Here is an 18,634-nt window from a genome sequence, read left to right as displayed (position 1 = left end):
TCCCCTATAAATTATTAATAATCAAGTTCTCCCCTTAGTTCTTTAAGAAGAAGGGCAAAGCGTTGAACCTCTGTAGCTTCCGCAAGAACACCCTTATAGATCGATTGAATTTTCATGTTTGTTTCTTCTCCATAATACGCATAGGTGTCTTTTAAACTTGTTACGATATGCTCTAGGCTAGGATATATTACATATTTATATACATCAATTTTATTAAACTCGCCATAAAATTCTTTTACCTTACTTTCAAATTCGCTCAGCTTTTTTGAATTTGCATTACTAATATTTTCGTACCCTGAGTATTTCTTAAGATAATCGACTCTTCTATTGTTGATTAACAAAAGGCTTTCAATTTCATCAACAAATTTTTTATAATTCTCGCGAATCTTAGGAAGCATGCCACTTCTGCCTACATTTTTACTTAACACGACCTCATGAATGTTAGTCAGCATAGGTTCTACTTCTAGATCTGCTACTGCCTGTTCAAGTGTCATATTTATTGTTCCTTTAATTGGAAGTCCACCTTCCGTAGCATTGATAACTGTTGTTTCAGGAAATTGTTGTATAATCTTTTCAAACAAATTTCTCATGCTCAAAAATTGTAGGGAAGTAAGAATCTCTTCATTATTAATATTTCTCGCTTTCACGATACCTGGTCCTTTTAAATCCATTTTATAATGATCACTAGCACCATCCGCATATTGTTTCTCTTTTTTAAAGCTCAAATTCTGTCCAATTAATATTACTTTTTTGTAACCCAACATTGCAAACAAGTCCAACGCCAGATTTGCAACAGAATAACCAGACCTTACTGTTATTTGTTTATAACCTGTGTCATTATAAAAATATTGAGTAATTCTATCAACATTGAGAATCATCATATATTTCATTCCATCATAATTGGGCAATACATCTGAGTGAACTTTTTCACTGTATAGAAGGGGTACTGTTTCTGTATCTATACCTTCAAAGATACATTCACTGGGAAAGCCATCGATTGCAATACGAAGGTGCGGCTTAATTCCGTGAACATCAAGAACCCTTATAGCAGTACCAACTGCAACAATAAATGCTTTATCTTTCAACTCATGAAGCATATGCATATTATCAACCAATGAAGGACCAGCTGAAACAATGATTACTGGACATTTTAATTTTTTTAGTTCCTGAAAAAGGACTTCTGCAAAAATAAAATCATGCTTTTGATTTTTCATAAAATTGCATGAGTAAAGATGCAATGTATGATAAGCTGTAAGTAAATTAACGGATTCACTTATAAAATTATCTCTTGTAAGCTCTTTTATTTGTTCAAACATGTTGCCAAAAATTGTCCTATATGTTATATGTTCGGCAAATGCAATCTTCTTTTTTCTATTGTTTTGAAAAATATATGAAATTAATCTTACTACTTCCTCAGTTGTTTGATTTAGAATAATGCTTATGCTTTTATTTGCTTTAAAAATGCCAGTGATATCCCTTTTCGTTAATACCTCTTTGAAAAGTTGAAGACATGGTTCAATAATAATAATATGCCCTAACTTAGGGCGATTCATAAAAATCTTTTCCAAAGAAGATCCAGTCTCAAACCCAAACAAAATAAGTATTTCAGCATCTTCGCTTATCTGTTCCAACATCCTATTTGCCTGATTATCTTTATGATCTAAACTATTCAAGTAACACTTACTTTCATTATTAGAAATAATGAAATTTAGCTCCTTAGCATTGAAAATTTTTACATCTATGTCCGGATAAAGTGGAGTTTCAGTTGTTATTGTATTATATAGAATAACACTATGCTCCTTGAAGAATAAAATATTTGAATTATAAATATTGTTTGTCATATCATTCCTCTTCCTTTTTATTAATTATAAATCAAATTCAAATATATCAGCCAATCTCAAAAAATCATTGTTTTTATATGCTTCAAATGCAGCATTTATCGTATCCGTATTGAATTTGTATCCATTATTAATTAGTTGACTATATACATCAATGAATTCTACCATTGCTCTATGAATAAGATTTGGTTTGTATTCGTATACTGCTTCAATTATTCTTTCTCTTATATCAGTTAATTGATTCATTTACAATCACCTCAGAATATATATCGACAAAAACTAATAATACATTACAGTTTTAAATCTGGTAAATTAGATAATATTTCATATTATTATAAGCGAAAAAGAGGTATTGGAATATCCAATACCTCCATATTTCAATATAATTTGTTGTATTATCTAAGAAGTTGTAAAACTCCTTGTGGTGCTTGATTAGCTTGAGCAAGCATTGCTTGAGCAGCTTGTGTAAGAATATTGTTCTTGCTGAACTCCATCATTTCTTTAGCCATATCAACGTCACGTACACGTGATTCAGCTGCAGTAAGGTTTTCAGAAGATGTTCCTAAGTTATTGATAGTATGTTCAAGACGATTCTGAACAGAACCAAGTTTTGAACGTTCAGTCGAAACTTTTGTAATTGCGGTATCAAGAACTTTAACTGCAACATTGGCTTGACCTTGGTTTCCAACTTTAATATCTTTTACACCTAAAGCAGCAGTATCCATCTTTTCTATTGAAAGATTCATACTTTGGTTAGTATTTGCACCAATTTGGAACGTAGCAGATCCATCAGCACGTGCATCTTTCGCTGCTGTTGATTCAAAGAAACTTGATAATGCATTTGTTGCACCAGCTCTAACATTTCCACTTGCATCTTTTACAGTAATTGTAACACCGTTGATTGCTCCAGCTGTTCCAAGTGTTCCAGCTGTTAGTGTTGCTCCTGCTGCAGCATATCCAGCAGTAGCTCCAGCAACAGCAGCTGTTATACCGGTTACCATTGTTGTATCAGAAGCATTCGTAACGTTAGTAGTAGTAGTAGTGCCATTTACCACATATGAAATTGTTATAACATCATTTGTTGCAATACCTAATGAATTACCATTACGGTCAAGTAATCCAGTAAGAGTAGTTGCCGCAGTTGTTGCAGATGCTAAAGCAGTATTTGTATTGATGTTTGCAATACTAGTTGTAACCGCAGAACCCATAGATCCATCTAATAAATTTTTCGTATTAAACTGAGTTGTTTGTGCAATACGGTCAATTTCTTTATTCAACTGATCAACTTCATCCTGAACATTCGTACGATCACCAGTAGTATTTGTATCATTTGCAGATTGAACTGCTAATTCACGCATTCTTTGTAGTATGCTGTGAGTTTCATTTAAAGCACCTTCAGCTGTTTGAATAAGTGAAATACCATCTTGAGAGTTTCTTGAAGCTTGATTTAAGCCTCTGATCTGACCTCTCATTTTTTCACTGATTGCTAGTCCAGCTGCGTCGTCGCCAGCTCTGTTAATTCTTAAACCTGATGATAATTTTTCCATAGATTTTGAGGAACCTGCGGAACCTGCTGTAAGTTGTCTATGGGTATTAATCGCTGCTATATTATGGTTGATAATCATGATAATTCCTCCTTGAATTATGTAATTCGTTCGGCATCCATGCCGACTCATTTGTTAATAAGTTTGACTGTTGGCCAACAGTTTTGCTTTACATGACATATATCGACTTAAATTTAATTTGTCTTAACACCTTGATTGAAAATTTTTTTACCCTTTTAATAACTGCAATACCCCTTGTGGAATTTGATTGGCTTGGGATAACATTGCTTGGGATGCCTGAGCTAAAATATTATTTTTTGATAGTTGCGCCATTTCCTGTGCCATATCTGTGTCTCTTATTCTAGCTTCCGAAGAGGTTAGGTTTTCCGAAGTATTTACGAGGTTTAGAATGGTATGTTCAAGCCTGTTTTGATATGACCCAAATCTACCTCTCACAGAAGATACTTTTGTAATAGCACTATCAAGTTGTTGTATAGCAGACGCTGCATTGTCTTGAGTTGAAATATCCAAATTCCCTAATCCAAGTCCTTGAGTCGTCAGATTCGCTGAATTAAACTGCATACTCTGTCCGGTGTTAGCTCCAATTTGGAAGTTTAGAACTTTGCCATTACTGTCTGAATCCCCTGATACATCTGCAAAAGCAATTGAATAAACGCCTGCATAATCAACTGTGTCATCATTTACAATCGTATCTGCGCTGGTACCGTTAAAGGAACTCGTTGGATCCGAACCATCCACGATCGCACCACTACCTACAAAATCAGTGCTATTGTCCAAATAATTGTTCACATCTGTGCTCGTATTAAACCAGGTTACAAAATCTGCAAAGTTTGCAAAATCAACTTGAGGATTAACCCCGTCTGCAGTCGTTAAAGCTGGATCCCCATTAAGCGTTTGCGCTGTTGCATTTATCGCTGCATCTAAGCTATTACCAGCTTCAAGTTGATCAATGATCGCGTTAATACCGCCTACAGTTATTTCATGTAATGTCTTAATAGCTGCAAAGGCAGACCCATATTCAGCGGTTGTTCCTGTCCAAGCAAGCAGATTGACTGATGCGCTGTTGTTTGGAGGAGCAATGAATCCGCTTCCACCTTGAACAATTGTTGCTAACCCTTCTGCAAACCAGGTCTCTGGCGTAGTAAAACCACCAGCAATCATATCGGACATTGCAGTAAATTGCATTGCATGCATGATTTCATGTGCAATCACAGTATCAAACTGTCCGCCACTTGTTCCTACAGGGATTTGGTTTGAGCCATCAAGTAGCTTACTTACATTTACCTGCATCTGCAAGGTTGCACCTCCATCTGATGTACCCATTGTAGCAGCAGGAGCACTAGCTGCTCCATCTTGATAGAGCGTTACCGTCAATGATCTAGAAGCAGGTAATGTGATTCCGTAATTTATCTCCATCACTTTTAGCGCATCATCAATCCATAAAGGGATTTTTGCTTTGAGTGTATCGACTACAGCTTGACTAACTCCCGTTAGGATTGTGCCTGTGGAGGAAGCCATTTCTCCATCCAGCATCTTAATTGTGTTAAATTCGGTGTTACTTGCAATTGTGTCCACTTGCGATTTCAACTGGATTACCTCATCATTTAATGAGTTTCTGTCTTTGTCTGTAAGTGTTCCATTTGCAGCTTGAATTGTCAATTCCCTAACCCTTTGCAACATCGAATGCACTTCGGACGCCGCACCTTCTGCAGTTTGAATTAATGAGATTGCATCTTGAGCATTTCGTGAAGCTTGATTTAAGCCTCTAACTTGTCCTCTCATTTTTTCTGAAATTGCAAGTCCAGCTGCATCATCTCCAGCCTTATTGATTCGTAGTCCCGTAGAAAGCTTCTCAATTGATTTGGTAGCTTTCGAATTATTCATAGAAAGTTGCCTATGGGTGTTATAAGCTTGAATATTATGTCCGATTATCATAGTTTCACCTCCTTGTCTCAAGTAAAAAGAGGAATCCTTTCCCCCATTTATGGGCTTTTTAAGTACTCTACTAATTACTTTATATCTGCAGAATACAAAGAATCTAATATTATATCGACAGCTTACAAAAAAATAAACACAGCTTAACATCAAAACAATATATTTAATTTTCTAATTTTGCAATAAAACCCAACAGTCCCTTTAAAACCGAAAAAAAAGCCCTACTGGACTTTTATTCATTAGATTTATTATGATTTTTATTTAAAAAGCGCATTTTTGCATTATCCGCATCTTTTTCTTCAGCATGAACAGTTTCTTTCTTAATATAAGCTGACTTAAGAGTGTTAACCGTATCAATTTTACACACCGAACAAAACCTTCCGGTTTTAATAGGGGCCCCACACTTTTCGCATTCAATTCCAACAGTGGAAGTTTTCGTATATTCAATGCGTTCATCTTTAATCCATTGTCTGATTTGTTCCATATCCATCTTGCAAGACTCAGACACCTCAAAAATGGAAGCATTCGGATGACTTCTTATAAATTGTTTCACGATTTTAAAATCAGCCTCAAGTGCAAGATAGCAATTTGGGCACACGTTCACTCCCGAAACAGATTCATAGAGCCTTCGACAATGCTTACAGACTTGTACTTCCATAAACACCACCCCCTAAATCAAGTTAACTATAAGTTTTTCAGTTGATCAATTACATTCTTATCCATTTTAACAGCTTCTTTATTCTCTTCTTGAATCTGAATATAAATCTCCTTACGATGTACAGGCACGCTTTTAGGTGCGCTAATCCCAAGTTTCACTTGATCTTTGGAAATGGATAGAACCGTAATTTCAATATTATCACCAATAACAATTGATTCTTGTATTTTGCGAGAAAGAGCAAGCATAGCTATTCACCTGCTTCCTGTAAATTCTTTATTTGTTCGTATAGATTGTGTTTAATTGCATATTGATCATCATGAGCAATCACTTGCATCCCTTTTTTCGTCTTAACGTTCACTAAAATAGGCGCCTTAAGGTTGGTTGTCATCTTTTTAACGTCTTCTGGGACTACAACAACAGTGAATAGATTAATGTCTTCAATAATAGGTTCACCAATTTTTTCAACGAGTTCTCCCGCTACTTCAGGATTGTACTCTGGAAAAAAGCTCATTGGATTGATTACTGGCAAGGCTGTCTCTTGATTTTCTAATGATTGTAACCAGCAAAATGGGCTGTCCTCTACTTCTTGATCAAACAAGATTACAAACTTTCTAAATTCCTCAAACCCAAAAATTCCCTCAGGAAATTCTAATATATTTTCTTCGTCGACTTCAACTTCTCCAAAATGTTTTGTTTTAATTATCATGCCCTTCACTCCTTCATATTATTTATTGTTGTATTTTTTAGTTAATAAAATCCATCAAAGTTCTTTGCATTAGTTTTGATGATGAAGCCAGAGAGGCATTGTACACAATTTCTTGCGCCTTTAGGTTAATAACGGCTTCAGTCATATTTACATTTTCATTAAGGGATAATAATTCCGTAAAATTAACATTGTCATCTTCTAATCTATTGATTGTTAATTCTAATCGATTCATCTTACTTCCAATGATTGATTGTTCTCTCACTACAGTATTAAGATGCTTATCTACCTTAGTTAACATACCTTCAAAAAAATTGCCTAATAAATCCTTTTTCAAAGAATCTTTTTGTGTTCCATCATTCATGATGTTTTTTACAGAATTAATGATTTCATCAAAGTCTCTAGCTAAATCAGTTGTAAATACTTCATTTCCCATTGTATTGACAGTTATTTCTTGATTATAACTAATTTGATATACCATTTCATCCTTTGGTTTTGTATATGTAATGTTAGGTATTGCAGTTGTATTAACGCAATTATGATACTGTTCTGGCACCAAGTCACCCTTTTCAAAGTTGATTTTGTTATAAGCAAAATCAAAAGTGGTAGGAACTGGTACGGCTGGTGCTACACCATTCACGTTATCACTATTAAAAATGAGTTCTCCTGTATCTTTTAGAAAGTATGCCTGACCAGCTGGCGGTGTATATGCATCATTTGCTGTTGAAAGTCTAGTTGAATCGATTGTAATGTTCGTCGGTGGTGAAATAATGGTCGCTGTAATATTTGATGCGATATCCCCGTAACCTAATCTTACTCTGTACGCATCATTTATCACATATTTCCCTGGGGTACCCGATTCAACAACTGTAGAAAACTTTTCAATATTTTTTGCATCTATACTTTCCGTTATTGCATAATTTACCGTATTTTGAGTTTTTGTAAAAGTTACTGGCTGATCTGTCTTAAAACCAGAAAATATATATCTTCCTGCATAATTAACATTCGCTTCGTTTACAAATTGTGCCTTTAGCTCATTTAGTTCAGCAATAATTGTGTTTCTATCGTTTGTGGAAAAAATATCTGACGAACCTTGTACACATAAATCTCTGGCTCTTTTTAATAATTTAGTCGTATTCGCCAATGCTTGCTCCGTAACACCTAACCAAGATGTTGCATCTTCAGAATTGGTTTTATATTGAGCTATTTCTTTTACATTGGTTCTAAACTTCAAAGCTCTAACCGCAACGATAGGGTCATCTGAAGGTTTCTGAATCTTCTTTCCTGTTGACAATTGCGTTTCATATTTGCTCATGAGTTCTTCATTTCTATTAATATTCCATAAAGAGTTTGATCTCATCATTGAATTGGTTATTCTCATAATATCACCTCACAATATCATCCTTTTATCTAACTAGTTGGTTTATCATTACATTATATATTTCATCCATTACACTGATAATTTTTGCTGATAAATTATAGGCTTGTTGAAATCTTACCATGTCAGCTGTTTCTTCATTTAAATCGACGCTTGAAATTGATTTTCTTTGGTTTTCTATCAACTTGGTCAAATTGGCTTGGCCTGATTCAAAACTTTGTGCTTGCTTTGAATCAATCCCCAACTCACTGATCAATGATTGCATAAAGCTATCTGGCTTACCCTTCTTAAACATATCAACATCAAACTTTGTATTGAGTAAATCCACAAGCAAGTTGCTAGCACTCTCCCCATTACCTTCGTAAGATGTTAACAGTAGGCTATTATCACTTACAATTTTTTGTGAAAAAGAAAAGTTGTGGATATTAATTTGATTGTATGAGAAGTCATTTGCTTCCGTTTCTACTAGTGGTGGCACTCCATTAAATCCTTCATAATTAAATAACTCGGTTCCTGTATTGGTATTACCTTGCTTGTGAATTGTATTAAATTCCTGGGCCATGGTTCTTACAAATTCATTGAGTTTTTTTATGTAATGAGGAACCCCTTTATAACCTACTGCTTCTCCTATTTCAACTTTATCTAATGCTGAAACACTTGCTGGTGGAGCTGCCGCTAAGGTAAATGTCATCTGGGGTGGAGTGGTAGCATTGTTATAGCTTATATCTGTATATTCAATTACTGTAGATCCTATTCTAAAAGTACCTTCACTGGGAATATCATGTCTTGAAATGTTATCTACCACGATTAAATGTGGAGGACCCGTAGTTTTTGATACAACTGCCCCTTTAAAATTCTCACTATTGTTACCATCTCTAACATCAAGATAGCCTTTCAATGAACCACTGGTTGTACTATTGTTTAGATATAATCTTGCACCCGATTCCCAATTAATATCATACAAATCCGGATCATCCTCTGGATTATTAAGGTTGGCTCTAGGAACGGTAACAAGACGGTTAACAGCATTTCCATAAACTAAGCTTTGTCCATTTATGGATACTGCAAATTTCTTCTTTCCATTAATATCAGTGAGTTCTTTTGCTTCTATATTGACTATTTCGGATAATTGGTCAATCAACTTAACACGTTCATCTCTTAGATCATTGGCAGTAACACCATTCAGTTCTAGATTACCAATTTGACTATTAATCGCAGCTAATTGTTCTGCAATGACGTTAATTTGAATAACACTGGTTTTCACTCCGAAATTTGCTTCTCTTTGGCTATTTACCATTTGTTTTCCAACGTTGTTAAAATATTCTGCAAAACTTTCTGAAGAATCAATAAAATTAACTACCATTGCATCTTCGGCTGGGTTTGTCGATAGTGTTTGCAATGCCGAATAAAAGTCTCCCATTGTTGTGTTATAACCAGTATCTGAAGGCTCATTGAAAAGGAGTTCGAGCTGACCTAACATCTCATTTTTAATCTTATACTGACCTAAGTCTGTTGACATGCTCCAAAACTTGGTATCGATATAAGTACTTCTTGTTTGCTTAATTCCTGTAACCTCAGATCCTGTACCTACCATACCTCTAGGGCCATCAGGTAAAGCTCTAGCAGCTGAAATCTCTGCATACTGTCTACTATATCCTTTGGTTTCTGCATTAGAAATATTATGGTTTGTAACATTTAATGCTGACTGTGCTGTATATAATCCTTGTATACCTACATTCAGTCCAAAAAAAGATGATCTCATAAGTCATGCTCTCCTTTCTAAAAGATAATTTATCTTCCTACAAGCCCTGTACTTTTTACAACCTGTTCCATCATTTGATCTAGTGTCGAAACTACCTTCGCTGCTGCATTATATGCATGTTGAAACTTAATCATATTGCTGAGCTCTTCATCAGAAGATACTTCCATCCTAGAGCTTCGTTGGTTATTAATCTGAATAACCATTTGTTCTTGGTTAGACATTTTATTGTAAACTGAATTTCCGTTGTTTCCTATCACGGATATGTAATCATTGTAGTACGCATTAAAGTTTAATTTAGAAGTTAATCCAGGTTCAATGGCTGAAAATGGTTCTTGCCATTTCGTAATCATTTTTTGGATAAAGGTATTGTCTGAAAGATCCATCATCGTACCACTTAAACAGATTTTATCATAATCATCAAGAATAGCTTGATTCACTGCTATATTGCCAGCTGAATATAGGCTATATGTATTTGCAGGATCTTCATCATTATAGACTCCTGCAGTATAACGAGTCATACTTTTTCTAGAGAATAGTTCTATTCCTTGACTACCATCTAATCCATATGGCGCATTCACCGTATCTAATTCATAAGTTGGTGGCACCGTTGCAGGTAATATCTCTATATTAGGTGCAATAACATTATTCATCATCGTAACTACACCATGTACTAAATTATCAAATTGTGCTTGTGCATTCATGATAATCGAAGGTTTAATATTACTTTGATAAGTTGCAAGATTTTGCATATCTGTGTAGTTTGCTGCTCTTGTACCTCTACCTAGTAGCAAGCCCTTTAATTTACCCTTATCATTGTCATTTTCTGTATTGATTGGTGTTGCATAATCAAACACATCATTATTGGTACCACTTAAATGTGTCCATATTGGCTTAACTAAAGTACTAAATGGTTCTGCTGCTGCTATCCCCATTTTATTGTACCCGCCAATTGAAACAAATTCCATTCCTTCAATTTGTACCAACACGTTACCCTTAAGGTCCTCCTTATAATTAACATCAACCATTGTTGATAGTTTATCTATAAGGGAGTTTCGTTGGTCTCTATAATCATTGGCTTGTCCGCCACTAAGCTCCGCTTTAACTATAATTCCATTCAAATCATTAATTTGTTCGCCTATATGATTGATTTCTTTTACCATATCCATGACCTGTGAGTTCATATTATCTTGATAAGAATTCAACTGGTTGGAAATTAAATTGGCTCTATTTATAAAAAGGACTGCATTTTGAACCAATGCGCCTCTTGTTTCTAATCCATCTGGATTTTTTGATATCTCATTTAAAGATTGCCATAAATTATTAAGAACTTTTGAAAAGCTTTCGCCTTCCGTTTCACCTAAAATAGTTTCAATTTCTTCAATTGCATTGTTTTGAGCTGCATAAAAACCTTGCCTTGAATTTTCTTGTCTATAGGCTTGATCTAAAAAACGGTCTCTTATTTGTCTTATTTGTTGGACATCTACACCTAGTCCGACATAAAATCCCGTTGTACCATTTTGCCCAAGGTTCATGTAGCTATTGTCTTTCATTAATACCTGTTGTCTTACATATCCCGGTGTATTTACATTTGCTAAGTTATGTGCTGTTGTATTGAGAGCAGTTTGGCTTGACATGAGCGCCGAAACCGCTGCTGATAAACTGCTTATTGACGACATATCATCACCACCTTATCTTATTTCCTATTTATTGCTTTGCATCAAAGAAATTTCTACCTTGGAATTCATCAGATCTATGGCCTTTCGCTTGATATCTATTTCCTGTAGAAATTGATGTAGTGCTTTGTACTGCGTTGACTGTAAAATCTATAAATTCTAGAGATTGTTGAATGAGTTTAGAATTAGTTTCGTTGAAAAGTTGAAGCTCTGATAATATCACAATCAAGTTTTCATTGATTTTTCGAAGCCTATCTTTTTCTTCACCAAGTAAAATGTCTACTAGTCTATTTATAGTTATTTCTTCAGGATTTTTATTTAAGACCAAACAAATGTCCTCAATATTTTGAATTCTTTTTTTTTCAAGACGCAAAATATGCCCAGCCAATTCTTGCTCAATCTTTGTGATTTCCTGTAGGCTAGGCACATCTCCTTTAATAATAACATCCTTTTTATTATCTGCCATATCAAGAAGAGTTTTATAACATCCTGTTTCCTCTTCTAATACACAAAATAATTCTTCAATTAAGCTCGCCACTGTAATCCCTTCTTTTTATTCAAAGTTTTTGTTTAACAGTTTGTCTGCAAGTTGTGAAGCTGAAATATTATACTTACCAGCTTCCATTTGTTGCTTAATCTCATCAACCTTTGATTGACGTATGTCAGGCGCATTGTTTACAGCTTGAGTCGCAACTTGTAGCTCTTTTGCAAAATTAGAAATCGCTAAAGTATCCTTTGATGTTGATACACCAGAAGCTGAATATGCTTTGTTTGTTTTGTTGCTTTTGTAAATATTGTTTACATTGTTAATACCGTTAATCCTCATAATAGCCACCACCTTTAAAAATCTTATTTCCTTATTTATTATATCGTCAATACTATCCGTTCCATTTAGCTTTTTTTTATTTTTTTTTTCAAGTTCAAAAAATCGGCTACGCCGCGTTAAATAACTTTGTTATTTATACGCCGTGTTAAAATTCTCGTTACCTTCCTGCCGCTTTTCCAATTACTTATGCAGAACTTTCTTCGTAACCAACAAAATCAGGCTTTTATTCAAGCCTGATCCGTTTATTTAAAATCTGATGTTAATTAATTCAGCTTATCACTTATCTTTATTTAAAAATCTCATTTTACTACTTGTATCCTTGTTCTCGTACGGGTTTTCCTCTTTAACTTCTGGTCTTTTAATCGCTGCGCCGAGATTGTTAGCCATTTCGGCTTTGCAACCATCACAGTATCTACCTGTTCTTATAGTCTTGCCGCATACTTCGCATTCTATTCCTATTGCTGAATCCTCAGAAAACAAAAGTTTTTCTTCTCTTATCCATTGTCTAATTTGCTTGATATCAACGTCATTTACTTCCGCAACCTCAGCTATGCTTGACTTTGGATTTTTTCTGATATAAAGCCTTACTTCTTTGAATTGATCATCAATTGACTTTCGGCAACTTTGACATATTGATGGTCCCGATACATAATTGAAGAGTTTCATACATTTTATACAATTTTTGATATCCATTTGCCTACACCTCCGCGTATTAGAGCCCTTTTCCTATAGCTACCGTCAAAAAATATACTTTGTAAGCACCATAAGTTTTAAGTATCTTTGCACAGCTGTTTATCGTGCTGCCGGTTGTATATATGTCGTCTACAATTAATATATTTTTCCCTGTACTAGAAGATAAAATGTTAATTGAAAAAGCATCCATTACATTTAGTATTCTCTCTGAATCTGTTAAATCCTTTTGAGGAATCGTATTTTTTGTCCTTGATAGCAGATAATTGTCGACTCCTATATCAAGCCTTTCACCTAGTATATCGGCAATAAGTGCTGATTGATTAAATGATCTTTCTTTTAGCTTTGCAGGGTGCAACGGCACCGATGTAATGCAATCAATATCCCAATGAATATTATTTACATAGAATTGATATAATTCTTCTGCAAAGGCTTTACCATACCCCTTACGATTACCGTACTTGTACTTGTGAATAGCTTTTTTCACCGAATCCTCATATACCCACATTCCACGTCCTTCATTATAATACTTAACCTTTCTCGAACAATCATAACACAAATCCAATCGATGGCACTCCAGTGGCTTACCACATTTCTTGCAGATATCTCCTGTAACCCATGTTGCATCAGGTTTACACTCTGCACAAATCGGTTTTTTTTCGCCAAAGGATAGAACTTCATCGCAAAATAAGCATCTTTTGGGATAGACGATACTGATTGCTTTATTCATTGCTTTTCTTACAACACCCTCCATAGCTATTTTCCCCTCATATAGTATCTTGCTTAGTACTTATAAACTAAAAACATCTCTAAGCATTTGGTCTAAGGTAGAGTTCCTACCAATTTCTCTATTATTATCTATCATTTTTTTCAAAACCTCTTCCATGCCAACAACCACTACATACGCCTTTGCTCTTGTTACTGCCGTATACAACAAGTTCCTAGTAAGTAACATGGGGGGGCCAGAGAACATAGGTAAAATCACTACTGGGTACTCACTGCCCTGTGATTTGTGAATGGTAATTGCATAGGCTAATTCTAACTCATCCAAGTTCGTAAAATCATATTCCACTAGCTTTTCATCATCAAATTTCACCTTTATCTTTTCACTGTAATGATTCACTTCAATTATTTTACCAACATCACCATTAAATACACCTAAGCCTTCTTCAACTGTATAATTGTATTTGCTCACAATCTCCCAACTAATATTGTAATTGTTGCGGATTTGCATTACTTTATCCCCTTCTCTAAAAACAATCTTTCTAAATTCCTTTTCTTTTTTGTCTTTTGAGTATGGATTGATCGCTCTTTGTAGTTCACCGTTAAGATGTTCTACTCCAAGTAGACCCTTTCTCATTGGCGTTAATATTTGAATACCATCATGACTAGTACATCCTGTAAACTTAGGTAGTCTTATCTTCACTAAGGATACAATCTCATCGATGATATGATGTGCATTGCTTCTTGCTATAAAGAAGAAGTCCTTGTTACTCCCTTTTAACGGGAAATGTTCACCAGAATTAATTTTATGTGCATTTAAAATGATATCACTTTCCATTGCTTGTCTAAATATTTTATCAAGAATGGCTGTTGGAATGAATTCTGATTTAATGATATCTTTCAAAATATTTCCCGGTCCAACAGAAGGTAGCTGATCTTTATCGCCTACCAATATCAACCTTGTACCTGGTACAATTGCCTTGAGCAAATGATAGGTTAAGGTTACATCCATCATAGATGCTTCATCTATAATAACAACATCACATTCTAGCGGATATTCTTCATTTCGTTCGAATCTTTGATGTAGCTCATCCTTACCAAAGGTTATTTCAAGAAGTCTATGTATGGTCTTTGCTTCTTTACCAGTTGTTTCTGTCATTCTTTTTGCCGCTCTACCTGTAGGAGCAGCTAATAATACTTCTAAACCTCTATTTTCAAAACCTTCTATGATTGCATTTATTGTTGTCGTTTTACCAGTTCCTGGTCCACCAGTAATAACCAATACTCCACAATTCATTGCCTCAATGATTGCTTTCTTTTGTTTAGCATCTAAAAATATTTCATGTGTTTTTTCTATTTCAACAAGTTCATTTTCAATATTTTTATCAGTAGGGTGCTTAAAGCTACTCAAATCTAATAAATGGTTTGCAATATATTTTTCCATTAAATAATAGGTTATTAAATATACAATTTCTATTCCGTTTCTACTACTTATTAGGAGATGCTGCTTCAGATGCAACTGGGTTAAAGCATTTTCAGTACTCTCTGCCTCTACACCTAAAAGTGCAGCTGCTTGTACTATTAAGGTTTCTTTTTCTAAGAACAAATGCCCATCTAAAGAAGATTGACCTAAGATATATTTTATTCCAGCCATAATTCTCTCTGCTGAGAATCGATCTATTCCAATACGAAAAGCTATAGAATCTGCCATCTTAAAACCAATTCCATGAATATCCTCTGCCAATTGATATGGATTGTTTTTCACTGTTTCAACTGTCTTCTCTTTATATTCTCCATATATTTTAATTGCATAGGTTAAGGATATCCCAAATTCTTGAAGGAAGATGATTACCTGTCGCATTTTCTTTTGTTCATAAAATACAGAAGTAATCTCTTGCGCTTTTTTCTCACTAATGCCTTTTACCTGGGCTAAAACTTCTGTTTGTTCCTCAATTACTTTAAAGGTATCTAAGCCAAATTGATCAATAAGCCGTTTGGCTAATGAGGGGCCGATACCTTTAATAACGCCAGATGCAAGATAGCGTTCCATTGCCGCTATTTCTTCTGGCATAAAGCTTTGAAATTGTTCAACTTTAAGCTGCATTCCATAGATGGGATGTGATGTATAGGTTCCACTGGCTCTAATCCGTTCTCCAATGGCTACATGAAACAAAGTTCCAACTATAGTGATTTCTTCCGAATCAGTAGCAACGGTTATAATCGTATAACCGTTGCTATCGTTTCTATATATAATTTCTTCTACAATTCCATCTACTACTACCATGGTTTCACCAACCCGCGCTTACTTTACTGCATTTTTTAACAGCTCGACTTTATCTGTTCTTTCCCATGGTAAGTCAATGTCTGTTCTTCCAAAGTGTCCATAAGCAGCCGTTTGCTTATAAATTGGTCTTCTTAGGTCTAAATCTCTAATAATTGCAGCTGGTCTAAGATCAAAATTCGCCTCTACAATCTTAGTAATTTTATCATCCTCAATAATTCCAGTTCCATGAGTATTGATGTAAATTGATACAGGCTTTGCAACACCGATTGCATAAGCTAGTTCAATTTCACATTTCTTAGCAAGTCCTGCTGCAACGATATTTTTAGCAACATATCGAGCTGCATAAGCTGCTGAACGGTCTACTTTCGTTGGGTCTTTTCCTGAGAATGCACCACCACCATGACTTGCATATCCACCATAAGTATCAACAATAATCTTTCTACCTGTTAGTCCAGAATCCCCTTGAGGTCCTCCAATGACAAAACGTCCTGTAGGATTAATGAAGTATTTAGTATCACTGTCAAGAAGTTCTGCTGGAATCACACTCTTTATAACATATTCCTTAATATCTCTTTCAATTGTTTCAATGGAAACCTCTGGTGCATGTTGTGTAGATACAACGATTGTATCAACTCTTACTGGTTTGTCGTCAATATATTCAACTGTAACTTGAGATTTTCCATCTGGTCTTAAATAGGAAAGTGTACCATTTTTTCTAACCTCAGCAAGTTTTCTTGAAAGTTTATGTGCTAATGAAATAGGTAATGGCATTAACTCTTCGGTTTCATCACAAGCAAATCCAATCATCATACCTTGGTCGCCTGCTCCTGTTGATTCTAAAGTTGCTTCTTGCATTTCACCTTTTTTTGCTTCATATGCTTCATTTACACCCATTGCTATGTCTGCTGATTGCTCATCTATTGTAGTTAACACTGCACAAGTATCTCCATCGAATCCACCAAGTGCATTGTTATAACCAATTTCTTTCACTGTTTCTCTAGCAATTTTCTGTATATCAACATAACTGTCTGTAGTTATCTCACCCATAACTAAAATGAGTCCAGTTGTAACTGCTGTTTCACAAGCAACTCTTGCATAAGGATCCAGTGTTAAAATAGCATCTAATACTGAGTCTGAGATTTGATCACATACCTTATCTGGATGTCCCTCTGTAACGGATTCTGAAGTAAATAATCTTTTTGTCATAATAAATTCCTCCTTGTACTTGGTAGCTGCAAAGCTTAATACCTTGCACTAATAAAGTATTATATCATTACTTATTTAAATATGCAATTCTAATTCCCAATCCTTTTCAGGTCCTGCGCAAGTATTTTACCCACATTTTTTATGCCAATAATTAAGGCATGCGCAACTTTTCTTTCCTCTCCATTTGAAGGTTTATTGACAACCTTACCTCCTATTACCATTGTACTAGATGCTCCACCATCTAAATATGCTGCATATATGCAACCTTCTTCTTTCATAAGCTCCGCAGCCTCATATCCTGTTATCCCTAAACTTATTTTTGGTATTCTGCCATCAATGACTTTAACAATTAGTTGCTGTTCCTCTGTTATACCGATTAAAGTTCTAGGGTTAAGTCCTGTAGTATATCCGATAAAAGGTTCGTAATTCTTAGCAATATTTTCTCCTTCATATACAAGCCATCCACCTGTTTGAAAGGCTTGTGCTATATCTTTGTTCTCATGATTACTAATTTGAAATTGTATATCAAGCGTTTCACCCTTTTCAAATACAGGTATCGTTTCATTGGTAACCTGTGTTAACACATAATCCTGTTTTTCTATAGCAACAGGCATATCAGTATAAATGATCTCTGTGACAATATTATCCTTGATGATATAATTCATACTATATCGACTTACTCTTGTAGTATCACCATACACATCGTGAAATAACACCCATTTGCCATCAGATACACCTTTGTTCGTTCCTTCAAGCTGGATCGTATTTTTAATACCCTTTACTGATCCTTTAATGTCAATTTTCTCGAGAGACACTTGTCCCGTTTCTGTTACAACCATTGTTGGCGTATTGATGGAATCCATAGTTACTACCTTACCATCTATAATTAATATTCCATAAGGAGCTCCAAACTCATCATAGAACATTCCATTTACTCCAAATAGCGCTCCCGATTCCATTACCATATTCGAGGTTTTATCAACACCAAAAAGAACATTATAAGATAGAATATTTTTTAATTCCACATTTGGATTGTCTGTGTTAATAGATAGTGTGTAGATAGTTTGTGGCCGATCATGAATCTTTAACTGCTCAACCTTATATGAAATAGGATTAATAATAGTCATCATTACACTCAACATTGAAATTGCTTCTAATATCCTGCCAATAATCATTTCGCACCTCATTTGATTGATCATTACTTGCTACTCACATTATACACAATAGACAATAATTTAACAAGAAAATCGGCTGTGGTATTCTAAAATCCTTGGTGACTATCTGCCGCTTTTCCAATTACTTATGCAAAACTTTCATTATCAACAGAAAATCGGCTGTGGTCAATTAAAAGTCCTTGATACCCCGTAAAGAAATACAAGGCCAGACTATTATC

At 34.9% G+C, this 18,634-nt stretch carries 16 protein-coding genes and 1 pseudogene; all 17 read right to left on the bottom strand.

The window, feature by feature from the left end:
* Positions 1-14: 14 nt before the first annotated feature.
* A complete protein-coding gene (locus CVU84_08335) occupies positions 15-1,841 on the bottom strand; it encodes a hypothetical protein (GenBank protein ID PKM94921.1) in 1,827 nt (608 codons plus the stop codon).
* 24 nt (positions 1,842-1,865) lie between these two features.
* Entirely contained in the window at positions 1,866-2,084 is a 219-nt protein-coding gene (locus tag CVU84_08330; GenBank protein PKM94920.1) for a hypothetical protein, read from the bottom strand.
* Positions 2,085-2,233: 149 nt separating this feature from the next.
* On the bottom strand, positions 2,234-3,463 hold the full coding sequence (locus CVU84_08325; protein PKM94919.1) for a flagellin: 1,230 nt from the start codon (positions 3,461-3,463) through the stop codon (positions 2,234-2,236).
* A 1,452-nt stretch (positions 3,464-4,915) separates the two neighbouring features.
* Positions 4,916-5,338, bottom strand: a pseudogene (locus CVU84_08320) (hypothetical protein).
* A 232-nt stretch (positions 5,339-5,570) separates the two neighbouring features.
* Positions 5,571-5,996, bottom strand: a complete 426-nt coding sequence (locus tag CVU84_08315; protein ID PKM94918.1) for a flagellar protein — start codon at positions 5,994-5,996, stop codon at positions 5,571-5,573.
* 26 nt (positions 5,997-6,022) lie between these two features.
* A complete protein-coding gene (gene csrA, locus CVU84_08310) occupies positions 6,023-6,241 on the bottom strand; it encodes a carbon storage regulator (protein PKM94917.1) in 219 nt (72 codons plus the stop codon).
* Between the two features lie 2 nt (positions 6,242-6,243).
* Positions 6,244-6,702: a flagellar assembly protein FliW gene (locus tag CVU84_08305; GenBank protein PKM94916.1), complete on the bottom strand. Its 459-nt coding sequence runs from the start codon at positions 6,700-6,702 to the stop codon at positions 6,244-6,246.
* A gap of 37 nt (positions 6,703-6,739) precedes the next feature.
* Entirely contained in the window at positions 6,740-8,080 is a 1,341-nt protein-coding gene (gene flgL / locus CVU84_08300; protein PKM94915.1) for a flagellar hook-associated protein 3, read from the bottom strand.
* 25 nt (positions 8,081-8,105) lie between these two features.
* A complete protein-coding gene (flgK, locus tag CVU84_08295; GenBank protein ID PKM94914.1) occupies positions 8,106-9,839 on the bottom strand; it encodes a flagellar hook-associated protein FlgK in 1,734 nt (577 codons plus the stop codon).
* 29 nt (positions 9,840-9,868) lie between these two features.
* Complete coding sequence (locus tag CVU84_08290; GenBank protein PKM94913.1) at positions 9,869-11,515, bottom strand: flagellar hook-associated protein FlgK; 1,647 nt, start codon at positions 11,513-11,515, stop codon at positions 9,869-9,871.
* Between the two features lie 28 nt (positions 11,516-11,543).
* Positions 11,544-12,056, bottom strand: a complete 513-nt coding sequence (locus CVU84_08285; protein ID PKM94912.1) for a flagellar protein FlgN — start codon at positions 12,054-12,056, stop codon at positions 11,544-11,546.
* Positions 12,057-12,065: 9 nt separating this feature from the next.
* Positions 12,066-12,338 carry a flagellar biosynthesis anti-sigma factor FlgM gene (gene flgM / locus CVU84_08280; GenBank protein ID PKM94911.1) on the bottom strand — a complete coding sequence of 91 codons (273 nt, stop codon included), beginning with the start codon at positions 12,336-12,338 and terminating at the stop codon, positions 12,066-12,068.
* Positions 12,339-12,614: 276 nt separating this feature from the next.
* Positions 12,615-13,031: a flagellar protein gene (locus CVU84_08275; protein ID PKM94910.1), complete on the bottom strand. Its 417-nt coding sequence runs from the start codon at positions 13,029-13,031 to the stop codon at positions 12,615-12,617.
* A gap of 19 nt (positions 13,032-13,050) precedes the next feature.
* Positions 13,051-13,782, bottom strand: coding sequence for an amidophosphoribosyltransferase (locus CVU84_08270; protein PKM94909.1), 732 nt, complete (start codon positions 13,780-13,782; stop codon positions 13,051-13,053).
* 36 nt (positions 13,783-13,818) lie between these two features.
* Complete coding sequence (locus CVU84_08265; GenBank protein ID PKM94908.1) at positions 13,819-16,035, bottom strand: ATP-dependent RecD-like DNA helicase; 2,217 nt, start codon at positions 16,033-16,035, stop codon at positions 13,819-13,821.
* An 18-nt stretch (positions 16,036-16,053) separates the two neighbouring features.
* Entirely contained in the window at positions 16,054-17,241 is a 1,188-nt protein-coding gene (locus CVU84_08260; GenBank protein PKM94907.1) for a methionine adenosyltransferase, read from the bottom strand.
* A gap of 89 nt (positions 17,242-17,330) precedes the next feature.
* Positions 17,331-18,440 (bottom strand): hypothetical protein, encoded by a 1,110-nt coding sequence (locus CVU84_08255; protein PKM94906.1) that lies wholly within the window; start codon positions 18,438-18,440, stop codon positions 17,331-17,333.
* Positions 18,441-18,634 lie beyond the last annotated feature (194 nt).

Source organism: Firmicutes bacterium HGW-Firmicutes-1, from assembly GCA_002841625.1.
Classification (GTDB): Bacteria; Bacillota; Clostridia; order Lachnospirales; family Vallitaleaceae; genus HGW-1.
This window is presented reverse-complemented; position numbering and strand designations above follow the sequence as displayed.